Source organism: Natronomonas sp. (assembly GCF_046710025.1).
Lineage (GTDB): Archaea > Halobacteriota > Halobacteria > Halobacteriales > Haloarculaceae > Natronomonas.
In genome coordinates this window covers 1-16,807 of the sequence record NZ_JBKEGK010000005.1, presented here as the reverse complement: position 1 = coordinate 16,807, position 16,807 = coordinate 1, and the positions used below count along the sequence as shown (strand labels likewise).

Sequence of the window (16,807 nt, the reverse complement as noted above, 5' to 3'; positions counted from 1 at the left end):
CTCATTTATTCGTGGCCCCTCAAGCCGCACATGAACGCGACCCGACGGTCGATTCTCACCTCGCTCTCCGATGGTCCGGTCTCGGGCCCGGAGATGGCTGCGGACCTCGACGTCTCACGGGCGGCGGTCTGGAAACACATCGAGGCGCTCCGCGAAGCGGGCTTCGAAATCGAGAGTCGTGGCGACGGCTACGTGCTTTCGTCGGTCCCGGAGTTCGGCGCGGGCAGCGTCGAGTACGGCCTCTCTGCTCCCTTCGAGGTCGAGTACCACGACTCGATCTCGAGCACCAACGACCGAGCCCGGGAGCTGGCCGTCTCTGGCGCTGACGGGATCGCGGTACTCGCCGACGAGCAGACCGGCGCGCGCGGACGCCTCGACCGCGAGTGGGCCTCGCCGTCGGGCGGGATCTGGCTCAGCATCGTCCGACGGCCGGAACTTCCGCCCGCCCAGGTGCCGATCTACACGCTCGCCGCGGCCGTCGCGTCGGCCGAGGCGCTCCGGGAGGTCGGTGTCGATGCCGAAATCAAGTGGCCCAACGACGTTCTCGTCGGCGATGAGAAACTCGTCGGCATTCTCACCGAAATGGAAGGCGAGGCCGACCGCGTCTCCTGGATCGTCGTCGGCATCGGAATGAACGCCAACGTCGACGAGACGACCGTCCCGACGACGGCGACCACGGTCCGCGAGCAGGTGGGCGATGTCGACCGCGCGGCCGTGACGCGGGGGTTACTCGAACGTTTCGACGAACTCACGTCGACGCCGGAGGACGTCCTCCCGGCCTGGCGCGAGGCGGCGAGCACGCTCGGCCGACGGGTCCGCGTTGAGACGCCGGGCGGTGAGGTCGTCGGCGAGGCGGTTGACGTCGAGTTCCCCGGGACGCTTGTCGTCGCAACCGAAGCAGGCGAGCAACGCGTCTCCGCAGGCGACTGCGAGCACCTCAGGCCGACGGGCGAGTGATCGCCGCCAACGCAGACAGACTGTTGTCGGTCCGACGCCGCGGCCAGCGCGCTGATCGCCGCGTCACAAGGGCACCTCAAGAAGCCATGTTCACTCCAAGGCTTCCGTAACCGACGGATCGGCGGTGATCCGCCGCTTCTCCGGGTGTTCGGGCGGGTCGGACTCGCCGACTCGGACGGTCATGACGGGGATCTCGGCCGACCTGACAACCCGGCCGGTGACGCTGCCGAGCAGTTCCCGCTCCGAATCGAGGCGGCTGTGTGCCCCCATGACGATGAGGTCACAGCCAACCTCCTCGGCGTACGCCGGGATCTCGCGGCCCGGCGACCCGTCTCGGACTACTGTCTCGGTCCGGCCGACCGTCGCCCGCTCTTTGGCCGCCGAGAGCGCTGTTTCCGCCTCCTCGCGGAGCATCGCGTCGACGCTCTCCCACGGCGTATCGAGGGGCAGGCGCTCGAAGGCTTCCGTTGGGACGACGTAGACGAAGCGAAGCGCCGCGTCGTGGGCTTCGGCGAGCCCCGAGGCTGTGTCGATCACCCGGGCCATCGACTCTGAACCGTCCGTCGGAACGAGTATGGTATCGAACATGCTACCACATCACGTAGAACTTCAACAGCCCCATACAAACCGTTTTCGACGCTTCGAACCGTCCACCGAGCACTCAGCGCAGCACGACTCTTTTGACATCGCCGACACCGGCCCGCCGGACGACCGCCCGAACCGGATCGTGTGCCCCACAGAGATTGTCGGAGTCGCCGTCGAGAACAAGAAGCCGAGCCGCCCGCCCCGGTTCGATGACGCCGCAGTTCATCCCCGCAAGCTCCGCGCCGGCGGCGGTCGCCATCCGGAGGACCTCCGGTGCGGAGATGTCACACAGCTTTGAGACGAACTCCATCTCTCGGAACATCGAGGGACTGTTCAACATCACATTGTCGGTGCCGAGCGCCACCGTCGTCCGTTCTAGTAGGTCCGTGACTGGCGGGACGCCGACACCGGTCACAAGGTTCGAGCGCGGACAGACGACGACCGGTACCCCGCGGTCTTCGACCCGTTCGAGGTGCAACGGTTCAGCGTGAACCATGTGGACGAGAAAGTCGGGATCGAGATCCAGCGCCGGATTGATATCGGCGGCGTCAAGCTCGCCAGCGTGGATTCCAAACAGTTTGTCGCGCTCCCTGGCGGCGGCCCGTTCGGCCGAGAACTCGTCGTCGCGCGCGCCGCTCGCCCCGTAGCCGTCGGCGACGTCGAGGACCGTCGCGTCTCCGCGTCCCATGACGAACGCTTCGAGGTCGAGCGGACCGAGGGCCGAGGCGAGCGCGTCGACACCCTCGACCCCTCCCTCTCGGAACTCGATGAACGCGCCGGTCCCGCCCGATCGCATAACTCGCAACGAGCGCTGCATCGACGCGACGAGGTCCTCTCGAGAGGCGTCGGCGAGCAGGCGGTGTTTGAGCCCGCCGGGCGGGGCGACGAGTTCCTCGAGCGAGAGCCCGCGGCCAGCCTCCTTGGCGATCGAGTCCCCCAGATGCGTGTGGGCGTTGACGAACGCCGGGCAGATGATGTCCGTCGAATCGGTGGCTGACGCCTCGACCGCGGCAATCTTGCCGTTCTTGAGCACGATCCGCCCCTCGATCGGCTCGTACTCCGGCCCCGAGAGGATCGTTCCGGACAGTTCCATACCGACTCCAGGGTAGCCCGGGTTAAATCGTTACAGCTTCCCGCCGTCTCCGGGCTCAGAACTCGTCCAGCGTCGCGTTGACGCCCTTCCGCACATCGACGACGAGCGCGTCGAGATCAAGCCCGAGCGTCGCCTCGGCGGCCCGGCCCACCGCTTCGGTCTTCCCCTCGGGCGCGTAGACGCCAAGTCGCCACTGCTCGTGGCTCGCCCGGCGGAGCGCGGTCACGAGCGTCGATTGGCTCTCAAGGGCCCGGATCTCGCCGTTGACGACGACCCGGCTCGTGGACTCGCTCATCCGGGGGCGATCGGGGACGTCGAGGATGACGGCGTCGGGGCCGATACCAGCCCGGTCGGCGATCTCGCGTTCGCGCTCTCTAAGCACGCCGTGATCGGCGTCGAGAAGATCGTCGGGAACATCCCGAAGCTCCGCCCAGATGGCCCGCTTGTACAGCGACCGGGTGTCGAGTCGACGAGCAAACGCCGCCGTTTCCGGGCACTCTCGAAGCGCGACGAGCAACCCGGCGTCGTCCATCCGCCGGAGTTCGGCTGCCGTTGTTTCACCGGTTTCGAGCAGGCGCTCGCTCGCGCGCCGCAACGTTGCCTTCGAGATACGCGCGACGTGGTGGTTGTAGACGACGGGGTTCATCAGCGAACGCGCCACGAGCAGCGACTCGGCCGTCTGGACATTTCCCTCCGCAAGCACGAGCCGTCCATCAACAAAGCGCAGCTCACGGATCAACCGGCCGGCGTCGATCGTCCCGTAGGGGACGCCGGTGTGGTGGGCGTCGCGGACGAGATAGTCCATCCGGTCAACGTCGAGTTCCCCCGAAATCAATTGCCCGAACTCGCCCTCGCCCGCGATCAGGTCCGCGACGGCGTCCGGATCGATGTCGTGAAGCGCCAGCGCACGGGCGATTCCCCCGTCGTCGAGGAGGTCGTCAACCTCGTCGTGCATTCGCCCCGTCCGCCGAGCGACGAGCGACTCGATGTTGTGGCTAAACGGGGTGTGGCCCACGTCGTGGAGTATCGCCGCCGCCCGGAGGCGTTCGGCGCGCGCGCCGGCGATCCCGAGCTCCGAGAGCGCCGCGTCGGCGAGGTGATACACTCCGAGGGAGTGTTCAAACCGCGTGTGGTTCGCGCTCGGGTAGACTAACCCGACAGTGCCGAGTTGTCTGAGCCGCCGGAGCCGCTGGACCGCGGGCGTGTCCAGAAGGTCGGCCGCCACCCCCTCGACAGCGATGTGGTCGTGGACGCTATCCTTGATCGTGGCCATCCACTTGCGCATTCGGCGCGATCCGATAAAAACCGTCGCGCCGACGCGGGCCGTCCCAGCGGTGACAGTCCACGGTCGGACGGTCAGATACAAACCCGTCGACCCGAAACCCGTCATATGGTTACGTTCCTCGCCGGCGGGACGGGAACGCCGAAGCTACTCGCCGGGTCGGAGGCGGTGTTCGACCCCGCCGACACCCCAGTCGTCTGCAACACCGGTGACGACGTCGAGTTGAGCGGCGTGTTGGTCTGTCCGGACGTCGACACGGTGCTCTTCTCGGAGGGCGGGTTGCTCGACCGCGAGACGTGGTGGGGGATCGACGGCGACAGCACCGAAACCCACGAGGCGATCCGCGAGGTGGCCGACGACGCCGGACTCGACTCCGGGCCGCGTTACCTCCCCGAGGACGCCCAGACCGAGGGCCGCGATATCTCACGCTTTCGGCGCTTCTCGGGGGTCGCGGAGTTCATGGAACTGGGCGACCACGACCGGGCGATCCACGTCACCCGGACGGGCCTCCTCGACGAAGGGCACGACCTCACGTCGGTGACGGCGACGCTCGCGACGGCGCTGGGTATCGATCGCCCCGTATTGCCGATGAGTGATGATCCCATCGCGACGATTGTTCACACCCCCGAGGGGGCAATGCACTTTCAGGAGTTCTGGGTCCATCGTCGGGCCGGCCCCGAGGTCGACCGCGTCGAGTTCAGAGGCGCTGCCGACGCGACGCCGACCGACGCCGTTCTCGATGCCCTCGATTCGCCGGTCGTCGTCGGCCCGTCGAACCCGATCACGAGCCTCGGGCCGATGCTCGCGATGGACGCATTCGAGGCGGCGCTGGAATCGACGCCTGTCATCGCGGTCTCGCCGTTCGTCGAGGACCGGGTCTTCTCCGGGCCGGCGGCGAAACTGCTCGCCGCCTTGGGCTATGAGCCTTCGACTGCGGGCGTCGCCGAGGCGTACCCTTTCGTCGATGCGTTCGTCCTCGACACCGACGACGGGACGGCACTGGATCGTCCGGTCGTCAGAACCGACACCGAACTCGGAACGCCGGCGGACGGCGAGCGCGTCTGTCGGGCGGTCCGCGAGGCACTTGACCGTGTCGGCACGGGGGGGCTGTGATGTTCGAACCGCGGATCGCCGCCGCCTCGCTGTCCGGACAATCGGACGCCGCGTGGGCGCGGGCCGCCGAGCCGTGGGTCGGCTGTGCGTTCTTGGGCGGGCTGGCGCTCGATGACGCGACCCGGTCGGCCGCCCGCCGGCTCCGCGAGCGTGACCGAACCGAGTTCCTCCCCGACTCGCCGGCAAGATTTATACATGACCGGCTCGCGGCGCTCTCGGACGCCGACCTTCGCCCCGCGTTCAACGTCCGGAGCGCCGATCCCGAAGCGATACGGGAGGCCGCCGCGGTCTGTGCCGACCACGGTGCGATCCTCGAGGTAAACGCCCACTGCCGACAGGCCGAGATGTGCGCGGCCGGCGCGGGTGAGTCGTTGCTTCGGGACGGCGAGCGCCTTCGCGAGCAGGTTGCGGTCGCGGAGGCGGCGGGCGCAACGGTGAGCGCCAAACTCCGAACCGAGGTTGCGGGCGTCGATCTGCCGGGGCTTTGCTCGCGACTGGTCGACGCTGGGGCGGACATTCTCCACGTCGACGCGATGGACAGCGAACCCGTCATCGCCGACGTCGTTGAGGGCGCGCCTGACGCGTTCGTGATCGCCAACAACGGTGTCCGTGATCGAGAGAGTGCCGTGGAGTATCTTAATTACGGCGCGGACGCCGTCTCGGTCGGCCGCCCGTCGGACGATCCGGCAGTCCTCCGTCGCGTCCGGCAGGCCGTCGATGAGTGGTCAGACGGATCAGGCGGCCAAGCCGGACGGAGTGGAGAGGTGACGCCGGATGCGTAATCCCGCACAGAATGGCCAGCTCGCGCTCCTCCTCGAGGTGGCCGGCACGCCGAAACCCGGTAACGTCGACCGCCACCGCGACTACGACCACCTCCGATTCGAGCACTTCCTCACCGGGGCCGTCGGCGCGTCCCCGGGGCTTCGAGCGGCCGCCGACGGCGTGCCGATCGGCGACGCATTCGAGTCGGCTGTCGAGGGAATGAGCGGCCAGTCGGGCGGGAACACCCAGTTCGGCGCGCTGCTCGTGACCGTACCGCTGGTTCGAGCCGCCGCGAGCGATCGGTTGACGCCCGAGGGAGTCACTGCGGTCGTCGAGGCGACGACCGTCGAGGACGCCTGCGCGTTTTATACCTCGTTCGAGCACGTTGATGTCGCCGTCGACGACCCGCCGGAGGAGATCGACGCCTTAGACGTCCGACGCGGCGCGACGGCAACCGACGCGCTCCGAGAACGGGGGTTGACGCTATACGACGTGATGGCCCTCTCCGCGGACCGCGACGGCGTCGCCGACGAGTGGTGTTCGGGCTTCGAGCGGAGCTTCGAGGCCGCAGGATGGCTCCTCGACGACGAGGGGCCCATCTACCGCCGCGCCTCGCGGACGTTCCTCCGGTTGCTTGCGGCGGAGCCCGACACCTTCGTCATCACGCGGAACGGCGAGGCGGCCGCCGAAGAGGCGACGCGGCGCGCGCGGGCGGTCCTCGACGGCGAGACCGACGCCGAGGCGCTCGCCGAGGAGTTCGTCGCCCGCGATATCAACCCCGGCACGACGGCCGATATCACCGCTGGAGCGCTCTTCATCGCCCTCGAACGCGGGCTGGAGGTGTGAGATGGGCGAAAACGACGTTAACGCCGGAACCGATGTTGACCCCGACACCCACATCGAAGCCGATAGCGATGCTGGAGCCACCGACATTCCTCACGCGGCGTGGCCCGTCGGACTCCGGGGAGCGACCGAGTCGATCGTGACGACGCTCGGTCCGAACGATCGCTGGAACGTCGCCGCCCTTGGGCTGTTCGCGGGGGCGCCCGTGACGGCCCGAACGTGGGGCCGGACGCGAACATGGCGCAACTTCACCGAGCGTGGGGGCGGGTACATCCAGTTCTCCGTCGATCCTGCCGACTTCGTCGACGCGGCGTGTTCGATACGCGAGACGGACGATCCGTTACTCGCAAGCGCCAACGCGTGGGCGAAAATCGAGGTCGAGTCGATCGACCGAGGGAGCGAGGGCGACACCCAGTGGGTCGATTGGGCACTCACGCCGGTCGAGTCGGCGGTCGAACGCGAGACTGTTCCGACCACGAACCGCGGCTACTACGCTGTCATCGAGGCGACCGTCGCCGCGTCGCGCCTCGACGTTCCCGGCTACGATTCGGGCGTCCTCCGCGACCGGATCGAGTACTTCGGGAGCGTCGTCGAACGCTGCGGCGGCCCCCGCGAACAGGCGGCCTTCGAGCGGTTCCTCGAACATACGGGACTCGACATCTGACGGAGGACTGACCGATTACGAACACTGCCGCCGGTTTCGTACGCTCGCGGTTCACCCGATCATACTGACTGGTGTTATACTCAATATGCTTATATCTGATACTGTCCGACGCTTAATATACGTTCTCGCCGTCGAGTATACGTTGTAGACGGGCCCAGGTCAAAGCGATCCTGGCCGTTGGGATCGTCACGGCACGACACAGAAACCGCGGATACGTCTCGGTAGGCTACGAATGAACAAACCAGGAGGCAAACTGAAAAACGACGGACGTGGTGTTAGCCCCGTGGTCGCGACGATCATGTTGTTCAGCGTCGCCATCATCGCGGCTGCAACAGTTGGCGTCGTCGCATTCGGGTTCCAAGATGGACTCAGGGAACCGCAGGATCCCCGCGCCTTCAGCGATGTCGAGACGACGCTGGGGTCGGAACACCGGTCGTGGGGAGGGTGGGATGATCGAGAAGGCGATAACGCACCCCGCGGCGATATCGATGTCGTCAGACTCACCTACCAAAGTGGTCCCGTATTCAACGGAGACGACATCGGTGCTGTCGTCGTCCGCTGGCGCGGAGCCAGTGGTGGCGGCCAGGTTCGATTTCTGAACCCCGCTCGGTTCGGCAAGGACACGGCGCAGATCGACCACCCAGACGAATCTATCGGTGAGTTTTGTACCGGGGATCTCCGCGCCGGAGAAACCCTGACGATTCGGATGGTACACAATAGATACCAATTGGGCGGTGACACTGATCAAGAAGGAGATGACCCGTATAGATACGTGGGATCGGGTCAAAACGATATCGCAAAGAACGGCGACAGCGACGAACCGTTCTTTCGAGTGAACAACCGCTATCCGGTCCGTTCTTCGGGTGATCGACCGATCGAACCGGGAGACACCGTCGAGGTCCTGTTCTTCGGCCCGGAGGACGAACAGCCGATCTCCCGTGTGCAAACGACTGCTCGGGTGTTCACCGGAGATCCAGCGGAGCGCGACAAAGGCTCCTGTTGATCGGGTGGAACTGTGTTTCGCGCCCGGGGGTCAACTCATGAACAGCCGCCGGTCGGCGCGCTCGTGGGCCATCCCCATCGTCTCCGCCAGCGGCGCGAACGAGGCGAGTGACTCGATATCGGCGTCGGCGTACTCCGCACACACCGACTCAACGATGGTGAGGAGCCGCGTCAACTGCGCCTGGATATCGGTGTGGCCGAATCGCCCGAGCCGCTGGGCGGCCCCGAGCAGTTCCGTGACGAAACCGTAGGCCCCGACAAGGCACGCTGTTCGCCGATCGATCCCCGCCGACTGCGTGACGACGCCGAGGACAACGGGGTAGCCGCCGGGCGTCTCCCCGGCGTCGACCGCCGCAACGTAGGCGGCAGTCGCGTTGTCCGGCCCCCCACCCTCGAACAGTGCCGGGTCCGTCTCGCCGAGCAACTCGACGAGTTTGCGCCCGCCCTTCGTCGCACTTGTCCGGAACTCGGCCGGGAGCGTGGCGGCGTGGAGGCGCTCGTCGGCCTCGAGGATCCCCTCAAGCGAGTCCGTCGCCGCCGCAGCGTGGGCGTTCCCGAGCGCGACCGTGTCGGCCGGGCCGACGATCCGCCGTAGGTATCCCGCGATCAGGTCGCCGAGTTCCGCCGCCGTCTCGACCCGTCCCTCGTTGACGTACTGTTCGATCCCGTAGGAGGCGGTGTAGGTACCGACGGGCAGAAATGAGTCCGCCAGCCGCATCGCGGTGAGGAATGAGGCATCGCTCGAAACGGACGACGCCTCGTGCGGGGGTGATGATGCGTCGCTCGTGGGGGAGGAGACGTCATTCATGACTGTGGGAGGTTGTTCCGTCCGATTCGTGTTCGTGGCTGTGGGGGTGCTCTCCGTCTCCGTGTTCGTGTCCGTGCCCGTCGTCGAGGGTGTGAGCGTGCTCGTGTCCCTCGCCGGCCGACGCGTTTTCGTCACCGACGAACAGTTCGGCCTCAACCGACTCGTAGCCCGTCTTCGCCCCGTCGGGAATGTACGGCTTGAGTACGTCCTCGAGAACCCGCTTTTCGACGTCGACCGGGACGTAGACCGTCCCGCTCTCAACGGCGATATCCCAGTGCTGGTTGCCGACCCGGTGGCCGAACTCGGCCACCGCCGCAAGCGCCGGCTCCGTCGGGGCTGGTAATTCGACGACGAACGCCTCGCGCGTCTCGAACGTGACGACCGCGGCCCCGTTGTCGTCGATGAACAGCACGTCGCCGGACCGGAGATCAACATTGCCGACGACGATCCCAAGGTCGGTTCCGGCATCGGTTTCGACCCGGAGACGGGACTTCTTCCGCTCGCCCGAGTCGATGCGGACGCGTTCGAGTGTGCCGGCGTCGTCGTGGGCGGCGATCCGTTCGTCGAGATCCGGGTCGTCGTGGCGGTTCCCGACGACACCGTCGATCCGCCGCATCAGTACCTCCTGTCGGCGGGTGCGCCGACACCGAGAAGCGTCTGTCTGGCCTCGTCCCAGGCGGCCGTCACCGCGTCGACGACGTCCGCGCTTCGGTCCCCGAGGACCCGGACTGAGACGCCCGAGTCGTGGGCCAGCGCCGAGACGCCCGCCCGCGTGTCGGCCATCGGTTCGAGTCGGCCGTAGATCGAGTCGGCCACCTCCTCGGCCGACACCGCGGGCGCGAGGACGTACAACGTGCCGACGACGCCGAACTCGCCGACGGTCGCCGGATCGCGGGGGTCCCGTTCGGCGGGGCGCAGATCGACGGCATCCGAGCAAACAAGCTGGCCATCACACCGCGCGTCGAGCCGACTGTGGTAGTGGTCGAAGCCGAACGGTTCCTGCCCGGAGAGGCCGTCCGGGACGAGCACATCGGAGACGATGACCGACGCGGTCGGGTCGAGATCGACCGATAGCGTCTGCAAACAGCGTGCGTCCTCGTTGACGATCGTCGGCCCCGGCAGGTACTCGAGGTGGGCGTTCGCTCCGGCCCGGAGGGTGCCGTTGAGGTGGGCGTAGTTCGAGTGCATGCTGTGGACCTTGGTCGCGCTCTGTGTCGTCACACGTGCGCGCGCTCTGTCCTTCGCAGTAATGTCGATCGTGTGCCGGTCACCCTGCGCGACGCCGCCGGTCGGCTCTTGGAGACACAGCGTCGTCAGCCCCGGCGCGGGATCGCTATCAAGCGTGCCGCTCAAATGGTACGGCACCTTCGCGTAGTCGCGCAACAGCCGGGTTTCCCCGCCCGGTTCCCGCGCGAGTGTCGCCTCGAAGACGCCGTCCTTGCCGGGGCCGAACGCCGGCGCCTGCGCGAGTGTCTCCTCGCCGTAGCGCTCGAATGAGTTGGGGATCGCGCTCATGCGAAGAGGACGCCCTCTTCGATGTGCTCGACGATACCGTCGATTCCCTCCTCGGCCTTGCAGTCGGTGAACTGTGTCGGCGCGTCGCCGCGGACGGCCTCCGCGTCGCGGGCCATCACGTCGAGATCGGCGTCGACGTGTGGGGCGAGGTCGGTCTTGTTGATGACGAGGAGATCGGCCTGAGTCACGCCGGGACCGCGTTTTCGCGGAATGTCGTCGCCCTCGGCGACGCTGATCACGAAGAGGAAGTAGTCGGCGAGTTCGGGGTTGAACGTCGCCGCGAGGTTGTCGCCGCCGCTCTCGAGCAACACCACGTCGAGTTCGGGGTACGACTCGGTGAACTCGTCGACCGCCGCGAGGTTCATCGAGGGGTCCTCCCGGATGCCGGTGTGGGGGCACGCGCCCGTCTCGACGCCCGCCACGAGATCCGGCGGAATGAGTCCCTCGAAGGACTCCCGAAGCCGGTCGGCGTCCTCCTGTGTCATGATGTCGTTGGCGATGACGCCCACATCGTACCCCGCCTCGTCGAGCCGCGGGACGAGTCGCTTGACGAGTGCGGTCTTGCCTGATCCGACGGGACCGCCAAGCCCGACCGTCGCGACGTCTCTGTGGCCCATCTAGTCCTCCAGTTGTTCGGGCGAGTCAGCCCGGATGGGATCGTGAATCGTCACGAGCTTCGTCCCGTCTGGGAACATTGGCTCGACCTGTACCATTCCGACCATCTCGGGAACGCCGTCCATCACGTCCGCCCGCGTGAGAAGCGTCGTCGCCTCCGCGCGGATCTCGGCGACGGACATTCCGTCGCGGGCGCGTTCGCAGGCCCAATCGGAGATATACGCCACCGTTTCGGGGTGGTTGAGTTTCACGCCGCGCTCCTTGCGGCGGCGGGCGAGTTCGGCCGCCATGAACACCGTCAGCCGTTCTTTTTCCTTTGGTGAGAGGTTCATAACTGTGGGATCCGTGCTACGCTCACAGGTGGTACCGCTGTGCGAGCGCGATTTCCTCGGCCGGCTCGCACGTCACGTGCTCGCCGTCGATCGATACCTCGAACGTCTGGGCGTCGATATCGATGTCGTCGGGACAGTAGTCGTTGTGGACCATGTCGGATTTCCGCACCGACCGGGTCCCCCGGACCGGCCGCACCGGCGTGTCGAGGCCGTACTCGTCGCCGACGCCGCGCTCGTAGGCGGCCTCGCTGACGAACGACACCGACAGCGCGTGCTTGGCTTTCCCGACCGCACCAGCCCGGGGGCGCATCTCGACGGGCTCACACGTCATGAGCGAGCCGTTGGCCTCGCCCATCTGGCTGTACACCGGGAAGCCGCCCTTGATAACGTATTTCGGTTTGATGCCGAAGAACGCCGGCTCCCACAGCACGACGTCGGCCATCTTGCCGGGTTCGAGCGAGCCGACGTACTCGTCGATCCCCGCGACCTTCGCGGGGTTGATGGTGTACTTGGCGACGTAGCGTTCGATCCGGTGGTTGTCGGCCTCGGTCCCTTCGTCTTCGGGTAGGGGGCCGCGCTGTTTCTTCATCTTATCGGCGGTCTGCCAGGTCCTCGCGATGACCTCCGCCATCCGCCCCATCGCCTGGGAGTCCGAGGTCATCATGCTGATCGCGCCCTGATCGTGGAGCACGTCCTCGGCGGCGAGGGTCTCCGCGCGGATCCTCGACTCGGCGAAGGCGACATCTTCGGGAACGTCGGGGTTGAGGTGGTGACAAACCATCACCATGTCGAGGTGTTCGTCAAAGGTGTTCTCCGTGTATGGCATTGAAGGGTTCGTCGACGACGGCAGCATGTGATCGTGGCCGACCAACTCGAGGACGTCGGGGGCGTGCCCGCCGCCCGCGCCCTCGATGTGGAAGGTGTGGATCGCCCGCCCGTCGATGGCGTCGAAGGTCTTCTCGACGAAGCCGGACTCATTGAGCGTGTCGCTGTGGATACACACCTGGACGTCCGCCTCCTCGGCGACGCGCAACGCGCTGTCGATCACCGCCGGCGTCGACCCCCAGTCCTCGTGGAGCTTGAGCCCGCACGCGCCGGCCTCGATCTGCTCGTAGATGGGGTCGGGCTGACTCGAGTTGCCTTTCCCGTAGAAGCCGACGTTCATCGGCCATTCCTCGGCGGCCTGCAGGAAGCGCTTGACGTTCTCGGGGCCGGGCGTACAGGTCGTCGCGCCGCCGCCGTAGCCGCCGCCGAACATCGTCGTGATGCCGCTCGCGAGAGCGTGTTCGAACAGCCCCGTGCTGTTGAAGTGAACGTGGATGTCGAGCCCGCCTGGCGTGGCGATGAGGCCGTCGGCGGGCACGGCGTCGGTGCTCGCCCCGATGACGAGGTCGTCGTCGACACCGTCCATCGTGTCGGGGTTACCGGCCTTGCCGATGCCGGCGATCCGGCCGTTCCGGACGCCGATATCGCCCTTTTGAATCCCGAGAATCGGGTCAATCACGACGGCGTTCGAGAACACCCAATCGAGCGCGCCCTCGGCCTGCGTGACGCCCGACTGCATTCCCATGCCGTCGCGCATCGTCTTGCCGCCGCCGAAGACCGCCTCGTCACCGTATGTGGTGTGATCGCGTTCGATCTCCGCCAACAGCTCCGTGTCGCCGAGCCGGAGTCGATCGCCCTCGGTCGCGCCGAAGAGATCCGTGTACTCGCTCCGGGGGAGCTCCCGCGTCATCTCTCGACTCCCCGGTAGCCGGCCTCGGCGGCGCGTTCGAGGGCGCGCTCGCGGACATCCTCGTCGTCGAGTTCACCCTCGACGAGCCCGCCCATCCCGTGGACGATCCGGTCGCCGCCCACGGCGACCAACTCGACGTCGCGCTCGCTGCCCGGTTCGAACCGGATCGCGGTCCCCGCGGGGACGTTCAGCCGGGTTCCGTAGGCCGCGTTCCGGTCGAACTCGAGTTCGGGGTTCGTCTCGAAAAAATGGAAGTGCGAGCCGACCTGGACGGGCCGGTCGCCGGTGTTCTCGACAGTTACCGTCGCCGTCTCCCGGCCGGCGTTGATTTTGATCGGATCGTCAGTAGGAAGCAACTCGCCGGGGACGAAATCGCTCACGCCGACTCACCTCTAGGGCGCTTCGGGCACCCGTCGTCTTCGCCGTCGTCGGTGTCATGTATGGACATAGTGTGATCGTGTAGTCGGGTTACTCCGCCGAATCGGCCGTGAGGGTGCGGGCGAGTGCGCGAACGCGGTCGCCATAGGAGCCGAGCCCGAGCCCCGCGAGAAAGGTGAGGAGGCTCGAAAGGACGACGAGTGTGAGGTCAGGGTGCTCCGCGCCGGTGTGTAGCGGTAATTCCAGCATACCACGTTCATCGAGCGGGGGGCTACATAAGTTGTCCCTTCACGCGAATTTTTCGCTTATATCTGGCGATACTACGAATCGAGTGGATGATCGTCAAAAACACGTCGGCACGCGTCAGCGGTGGGCTGAGAACCCCCCGTCCGGTTCCTCACCCGCGGCATCTTCTATATCGTTCGATGGCGGTTCGACTCGTGTTTATGAAATATAAGATCCGTTTATAAACAGATCCGTCGAACTCCGGTGACCGACCGGCGCGTATGCGTGCAACAAGGTGCATCACCTCTCCGAGATTTAGTGGACGAACGTGCGAAATATAAGGAGATAGACCTACATACAAGAGTATATGGGTGTATATTTTCTTCAATCACATTGGGTAGTGTTTGCCGACAATATTTATATATTGGTGCTGTTTGTCCACTTAACGTGAAAATGTCTGGATACACGGACATGTTTACGGAGCAACGGTGCCAGAATACAGAAGTAGACGGTCGCCGAGTCGACGCCGGAGGCGTTCGTCATGCGTGAGCGCGTCTCCCGTCGGAGCCTGCTCGCATCCGGAGCGGCCGGCATCGGAGCCGCCCTGGCGGGCTGTTCGGGCAATGGAGGCGGCAACGGTAACGGAGGGGGAGGCGGCCCGACGGTCGGCATCCTTGAGGATCGCTCCGGGAACTTCCAGCTCAACGGGACCTCGAAGTGGCAGGCGACGCGGCTCGCTATAGAGGAAATCAACGAGGACGGCGGCCTGCTCGGCGAGCAGATCGAGATCGTCGATCCCGACCCCCAGTCCGACAACTCCCGCTATCAGGAACTCACGGAGCGGCTGATCCTTCAGGATCAGGTGGACGCGCTGTGGGCCGGTTACTCCTCGGCGACCCGGGAGGCAATCCGGCCGATCATCAACGAGAACGAACAGCTCTACTTCTACACCACACAGTACGAAGGAGGCGTCTGTGACAACACGATCTTCCCGGTCGGGGCGACCGCCCGCCAGCAACTCGGGATCGTGACGCCGTACCTGGCCGACGAGTTCGGCGACGACATCTACATTATCGCCGCCGACTACAACTTCGGCCAGCTTTCGGGCGATTGGGTCAACGTCCTCGCACAGGAGAACGGCTACAACATCGTCGGCGAGGAGTACATTCCACTCGATGAGACCGACTTCTCGTCGGTCATCAACCGGATTCAAAACGAGGACCCGGACTTCATCATGTCGATGCTCGTGGGCGCGAACCACGAGAACTTCTACGACCAGCGGGCGACGAACAACATGGAGGACATCCCGATCGGGACGTCGACGACGCTGGCGCAGGGTCACGAGCACATCCGCTACGATCCCCCTGCGCTCACGAACGTCTACGCCGGCGTCAGCTACATGGAAGAACTCGGGGACCTCCGAGAGGGTGAGAACTTCGTCGAGGACTTCTACGAACGGTGGCCCGACGCAAACTACCTCAATCAAGAGGCTCAGAACAACTACTTCTCGGTGTACCTGTGGGCTGAAGCCGTCGAGGAGGCCGGCACGTTCGACCAACAGGAGGTCATCAGCGTTCTCGAGGAGGGCCGCGACATCAGCGCGCCGTCGGGCGAACTCACCCTCGACGGGGCGACACACCACATGGAACACGAGATGCGCGTCGGCATCGCCGACGAGAACCACGAGATATCCTTCACCAACAACGAGCGTATCGAACCGAGCTTCCTCCGTAGCGAGGTCGAAGGCGGCGACGGCTGCGACCTCCGTGAGGAGGACAGTACTACCCAGTACGAGCCGGGTGACGTCTACGACATCTGAGGGGCGAGATACGTATGGACAAACTAAACCGAACGATCGAACGGAACGCCCGGCGGCGCGTCCAACCGCTGTACGGGGGTGACGACGCACCGTGATCGACGCGACCGCCGCCGCGCTGTCGTCCTCGGCCCACGGCGCAACCCCGTTGGCCGCCTCGACGTACAGCGCCGCCGCGCTGTTCTTCCAGTTCCTGAACAGCTTCGGCTTTATTATCCTCGCGACCGTCGGCCTCGCGATTATTTTCGGGATGATGGGCGTGATCAACCTCGCCCACGGCGAGTTCATCCTGATCGGCGTTTACGGGACCGCACTGCCGTACCACGCCGGCGTCCCGTTGCCAGCCGCGATGGTGATCGGCGTCCTCGTCACCACGGTGTTCGGCGTCCTCATCGAGCGAACGATCGTGCGACACCTCTACGATCGGCTGCTTGACTCGATGGTCGCGACGTGGGGGCTGGCGCTGGTCATCGCGCAGATGCTGTTGATCATCTTCGGCTCCAGTCTCGACAGCATCTCGACGCCGATGGGAAGCGTCTCGTACGGTCCCTTCTCGTCGTCGATCTATCGAAGCGTTTTCTTGCCAGCCGTGGCGCTTCTTGCCCTCGTCGGCCTCTACGCGCTCTTTACCCGGACCGAGTTCGGGATCAAGGCGCGGGCCACCATCGAGAACCCCGAAACCGCACGCGCGATGGGGATCGACACCGACCGCATGTACATGGCCACGTTCGCCATCGGCTCCGCGCTCGCGGGGCTGACGGGTGCGCTGTACGCGCCGGCACTCGGGTCGATCACGCCGAACCGGGGTGGGACGTTCCTCGTCGAAGCGTTCGTGGCCGTCGTCGTCGGCGGCCCCTCCGTCATCATCGGCACGCTGTCGGCCGCCGGCGTCCTCAGCGTGTTCAACGCGACGGGGAGCTTCTTCTTCGGGACGTTCATCGGTCAGATGATGCTGTTGCTCGTCGCCATCGTCGCGTTGCGCGTCCTCCCCGATGGAATCACAGGCTACGTCGAGGAACTGCGGAAACGACGGAGGGCGAGCGAATGAGCGACCGACTGGGCACGGACGGGCGGTCGCTCCT

At 65.9% G+C, this 16,807-nt stretch carries 19 protein-coding genes; 8 read left to right on the top strand and 11 right to left on the bottom strand.

The annotated features are described in order from the left end of the window. The first annotated feature begins 30 nt into the window (after positions 1 to 30). Positions 31 to 957 (top strand): biotin--[acetyl-CoA-carboxylase] ligase, encoded by a 927-nt coding sequence (locus ACI944_RS00810; RefSeq protein WP_411717162.1) that lies wholly within the window; start codon positions 31 to 33, stop codon positions 955 to 957. A 90-nt stretch (positions 958 to 1,047) separates the two neighbouring features. Here ACI944_RS00810 and ACI944_RS00805 read toward each other — a convergent pair whose 3' ends face one another. The 3 genes from ACI944_RS00805 to ACI944_RS00795 form a co-directional block, all read right to left on the bottom strand. Next, positions 1,048 to 1,545: a universal stress protein gene (locus ACI944_RS00805; protein WP_411717161.1), complete on the bottom strand. Its 498-nt coding sequence runs from the start codon at positions 1,543 to 1,545 to the stop codon at positions 1,048 to 1,050. 73 nt (positions 1,546 to 1,618) lie between these two features. Beyond that, complete coding sequence (locus tag ACI944_RS00800; protein ID WP_411717160.1) at positions 1,619 to 2,635, bottom strand: amidohydrolase family protein; 1,017 nt, start codon at positions 2,633 to 2,635, stop codon at positions 1,619 to 1,621. Between the two features lie 55 nt (positions 2,636 to 2,690). Continuing rightward, a complete protein-coding gene (locus tag ACI944_RS00795; protein ID WP_411717175.1) occupies positions 2,691 to 3,908 on the bottom strand; it encodes an HD domain-containing protein in 1,218 nt (405 codons plus the stop codon). Between the two features lie 117 nt (positions 3,909 to 4,025). On the opposite strand from ACI944_RS00795, the gene cofD reads away from it, so the two are divergent. From cofD to ACI944_RS00770, 5 genes are all read left to right on the top strand, one after another. After that, on the top strand, positions 4,026 to 5,030 hold the full coding sequence (gene cofD, locus ACI944_RS00790) for a 2-phospho-L-lactate transferase (protein WP_411717159.1): 1,005 nt from the start codon (positions 4,026 to 4,028) through the stop codon (positions 5,028 to 5,030). Further along, a complete protein-coding gene (locus ACI944_RS00785; protein ID WP_411717158.1) occupies positions 5,030 to 5,812 on the top strand; it encodes a tRNA-dihydrouridine synthase in 783 nt (260 codons plus the stop codon). Before cofD ends, ACI944_RS00785 begins: the two co-directional genes overlap by 1 nt. Then, a complete protein-coding gene (locus tag ACI944_RS00780; protein ID WP_411717157.1) occupies positions 5,805 to 6,638 on the top strand; it encodes a triphosphoribosyl-dephospho-CoA synthase in 834 nt (277 codons plus the stop codon). Before ACI944_RS00785 ends, ACI944_RS00780 begins: the two co-directional genes overlap by 8 nt. A gap of 1 nt (position 6,639) precedes the next feature. Then, positions 6,640 to 7,299 carry a DUF447 domain-containing protein gene (locus tag ACI944_RS00775; RefSeq protein WP_411717156.1) on the top strand — a complete coding sequence of 220 codons (660 nt, stop codon included), beginning with the start codon at positions 6,640 to 6,642 and terminating at the stop codon, positions 7,297 to 7,299. A gap of 232 nt (positions 7,300 to 7,531) precedes the next feature. Continuing rightward, positions 7,532 to 8,302 carry a type IV pilin gene (locus ACI944_RS00770; RefSeq protein WP_411717155.1) on the top strand — a complete coding sequence of 257 codons (771 nt, stop codon included), beginning with the start codon at positions 7,532 to 7,534 and terminating at the stop codon, positions 8,300 to 8,302. Between the two features lie 30 nt (positions 8,303 to 8,332). Here the strand turns inward: ACI944_RS00770 and ACI944_RS00765 are convergent, their stop codons facing one another. The 8 genes from ACI944_RS00765 to ACI944_RS00730 form a co-directional block, all read right to left on the bottom strand. Beyond that, the gene (locus ACI944_RS00765; RefSeq protein ID WP_411717174.1) at positions 8,333 to 9,019 is read right to left on the bottom strand and encodes an urease accessory protein UreF; all 687 of its coding nucleotides are present in this window, start codon (positions 9,017 to 9,019) and stop codon (positions 8,333 to 8,335) included. Positions 9,020 to 9,101: 82 nt separating this feature from the next. Then, positions 9,102 to 9,725, bottom strand: coding sequence for an urease accessory protein UreE (ureE, locus tag ACI944_RS00760; RefSeq protein WP_411717154.1), 624 nt, complete (start codon positions 9,723 to 9,725; stop codon positions 9,102 to 9,104). After that, positions 9,725 to 10,624, bottom strand: coding sequence for an urease accessory protein UreD (locus ACI944_RS00755; RefSeq protein WP_411717153.1), 900 nt, complete (start codon positions 10,622 to 10,624; stop codon positions 9,725 to 9,727). Before ACI944_RS00755 ends, ureE begins: the two co-directional genes overlap by 1 nt. After that, the gene (gene ureG / locus ACI944_RS00750; protein WP_411717152.1) at positions 10,621 to 11,241 is read right to left on the bottom strand and encodes an urease accessory protein UreG; all 621 of its coding nucleotides are present in this window, start codon (positions 11,239 to 11,241) and stop codon (positions 10,621 to 10,623) included. Before ureG ends, ACI944_RS00755 begins: the two co-directional genes overlap by 4 nt. Next, positions 11,242 to 11,571 (bottom strand): urease subunit gamma, encoded by a 330-nt coding sequence (locus ACI944_RS00745; protein ID WP_411717151.1) that lies wholly within the window; start codon positions 11,569 to 11,571, stop codon positions 11,242 to 11,244. It lies immediately after the preceding gene. A 22-nt stretch (positions 11,572 to 11,593) separates the two neighbouring features. Then, positions 11,594 to 13,306 carry an urease subunit alpha gene (ureC, locus tag ACI944_RS00740; protein WP_411717150.1) on the bottom strand — a complete coding sequence of 571 codons (1,713 nt, stop codon included), beginning with the start codon at positions 13,304 to 13,306 and terminating at the stop codon, positions 11,594 to 11,596. Then, positions 13,303 to 13,686, bottom strand: a complete 384-nt coding sequence (locus ACI944_RS00735) for an urease subunit beta (protein WP_411717149.1) — start codon at positions 13,684 to 13,686, stop codon at positions 13,303 to 13,305. Before ACI944_RS00735 ends, ureC begins: the two co-directional genes overlap by 4 nt. 88 nt (positions 13,687 to 13,774) lie before the next feature. Further along, complete coding sequence (locus ACI944_RS00730) at positions 13,775 to 13,933, bottom strand: hypothetical protein (RefSeq protein WP_411717148.1); 159 nt, start codon at positions 13,931 to 13,933, stop codon at positions 13,775 to 13,777. A gap of 517 nt (positions 13,934 to 14,450) precedes the next feature. Here ACI944_RS00730 and ACI944_RS00725 point away from each other — a divergent pair. Both ACI944_RS00725 and urtB read left to right on the top strand, forming a co-directional pair. After that, entirely contained in the window at positions 14,451 to 15,728 is a 1,278-nt protein-coding gene (locus ACI944_RS00725) for an urea ABC transporter substrate-binding protein (protein ID WP_411717147.1), read from the top strand. A 145-nt stretch (positions 15,729 to 15,873) separates the two neighbouring features. After that, on the top strand, positions 15,874 to 16,773 hold the full coding sequence (gene urtB / locus ACI944_RS00720) for an urea ABC transporter, permease protein UrtB (RefSeq protein WP_411717173.1): 900 nt from the start codon (positions 15,874 to 15,876) through the stop codon (positions 16,771 to 16,773). Positions 16,774 to 16,807 lie beyond the last annotated feature (34 nt).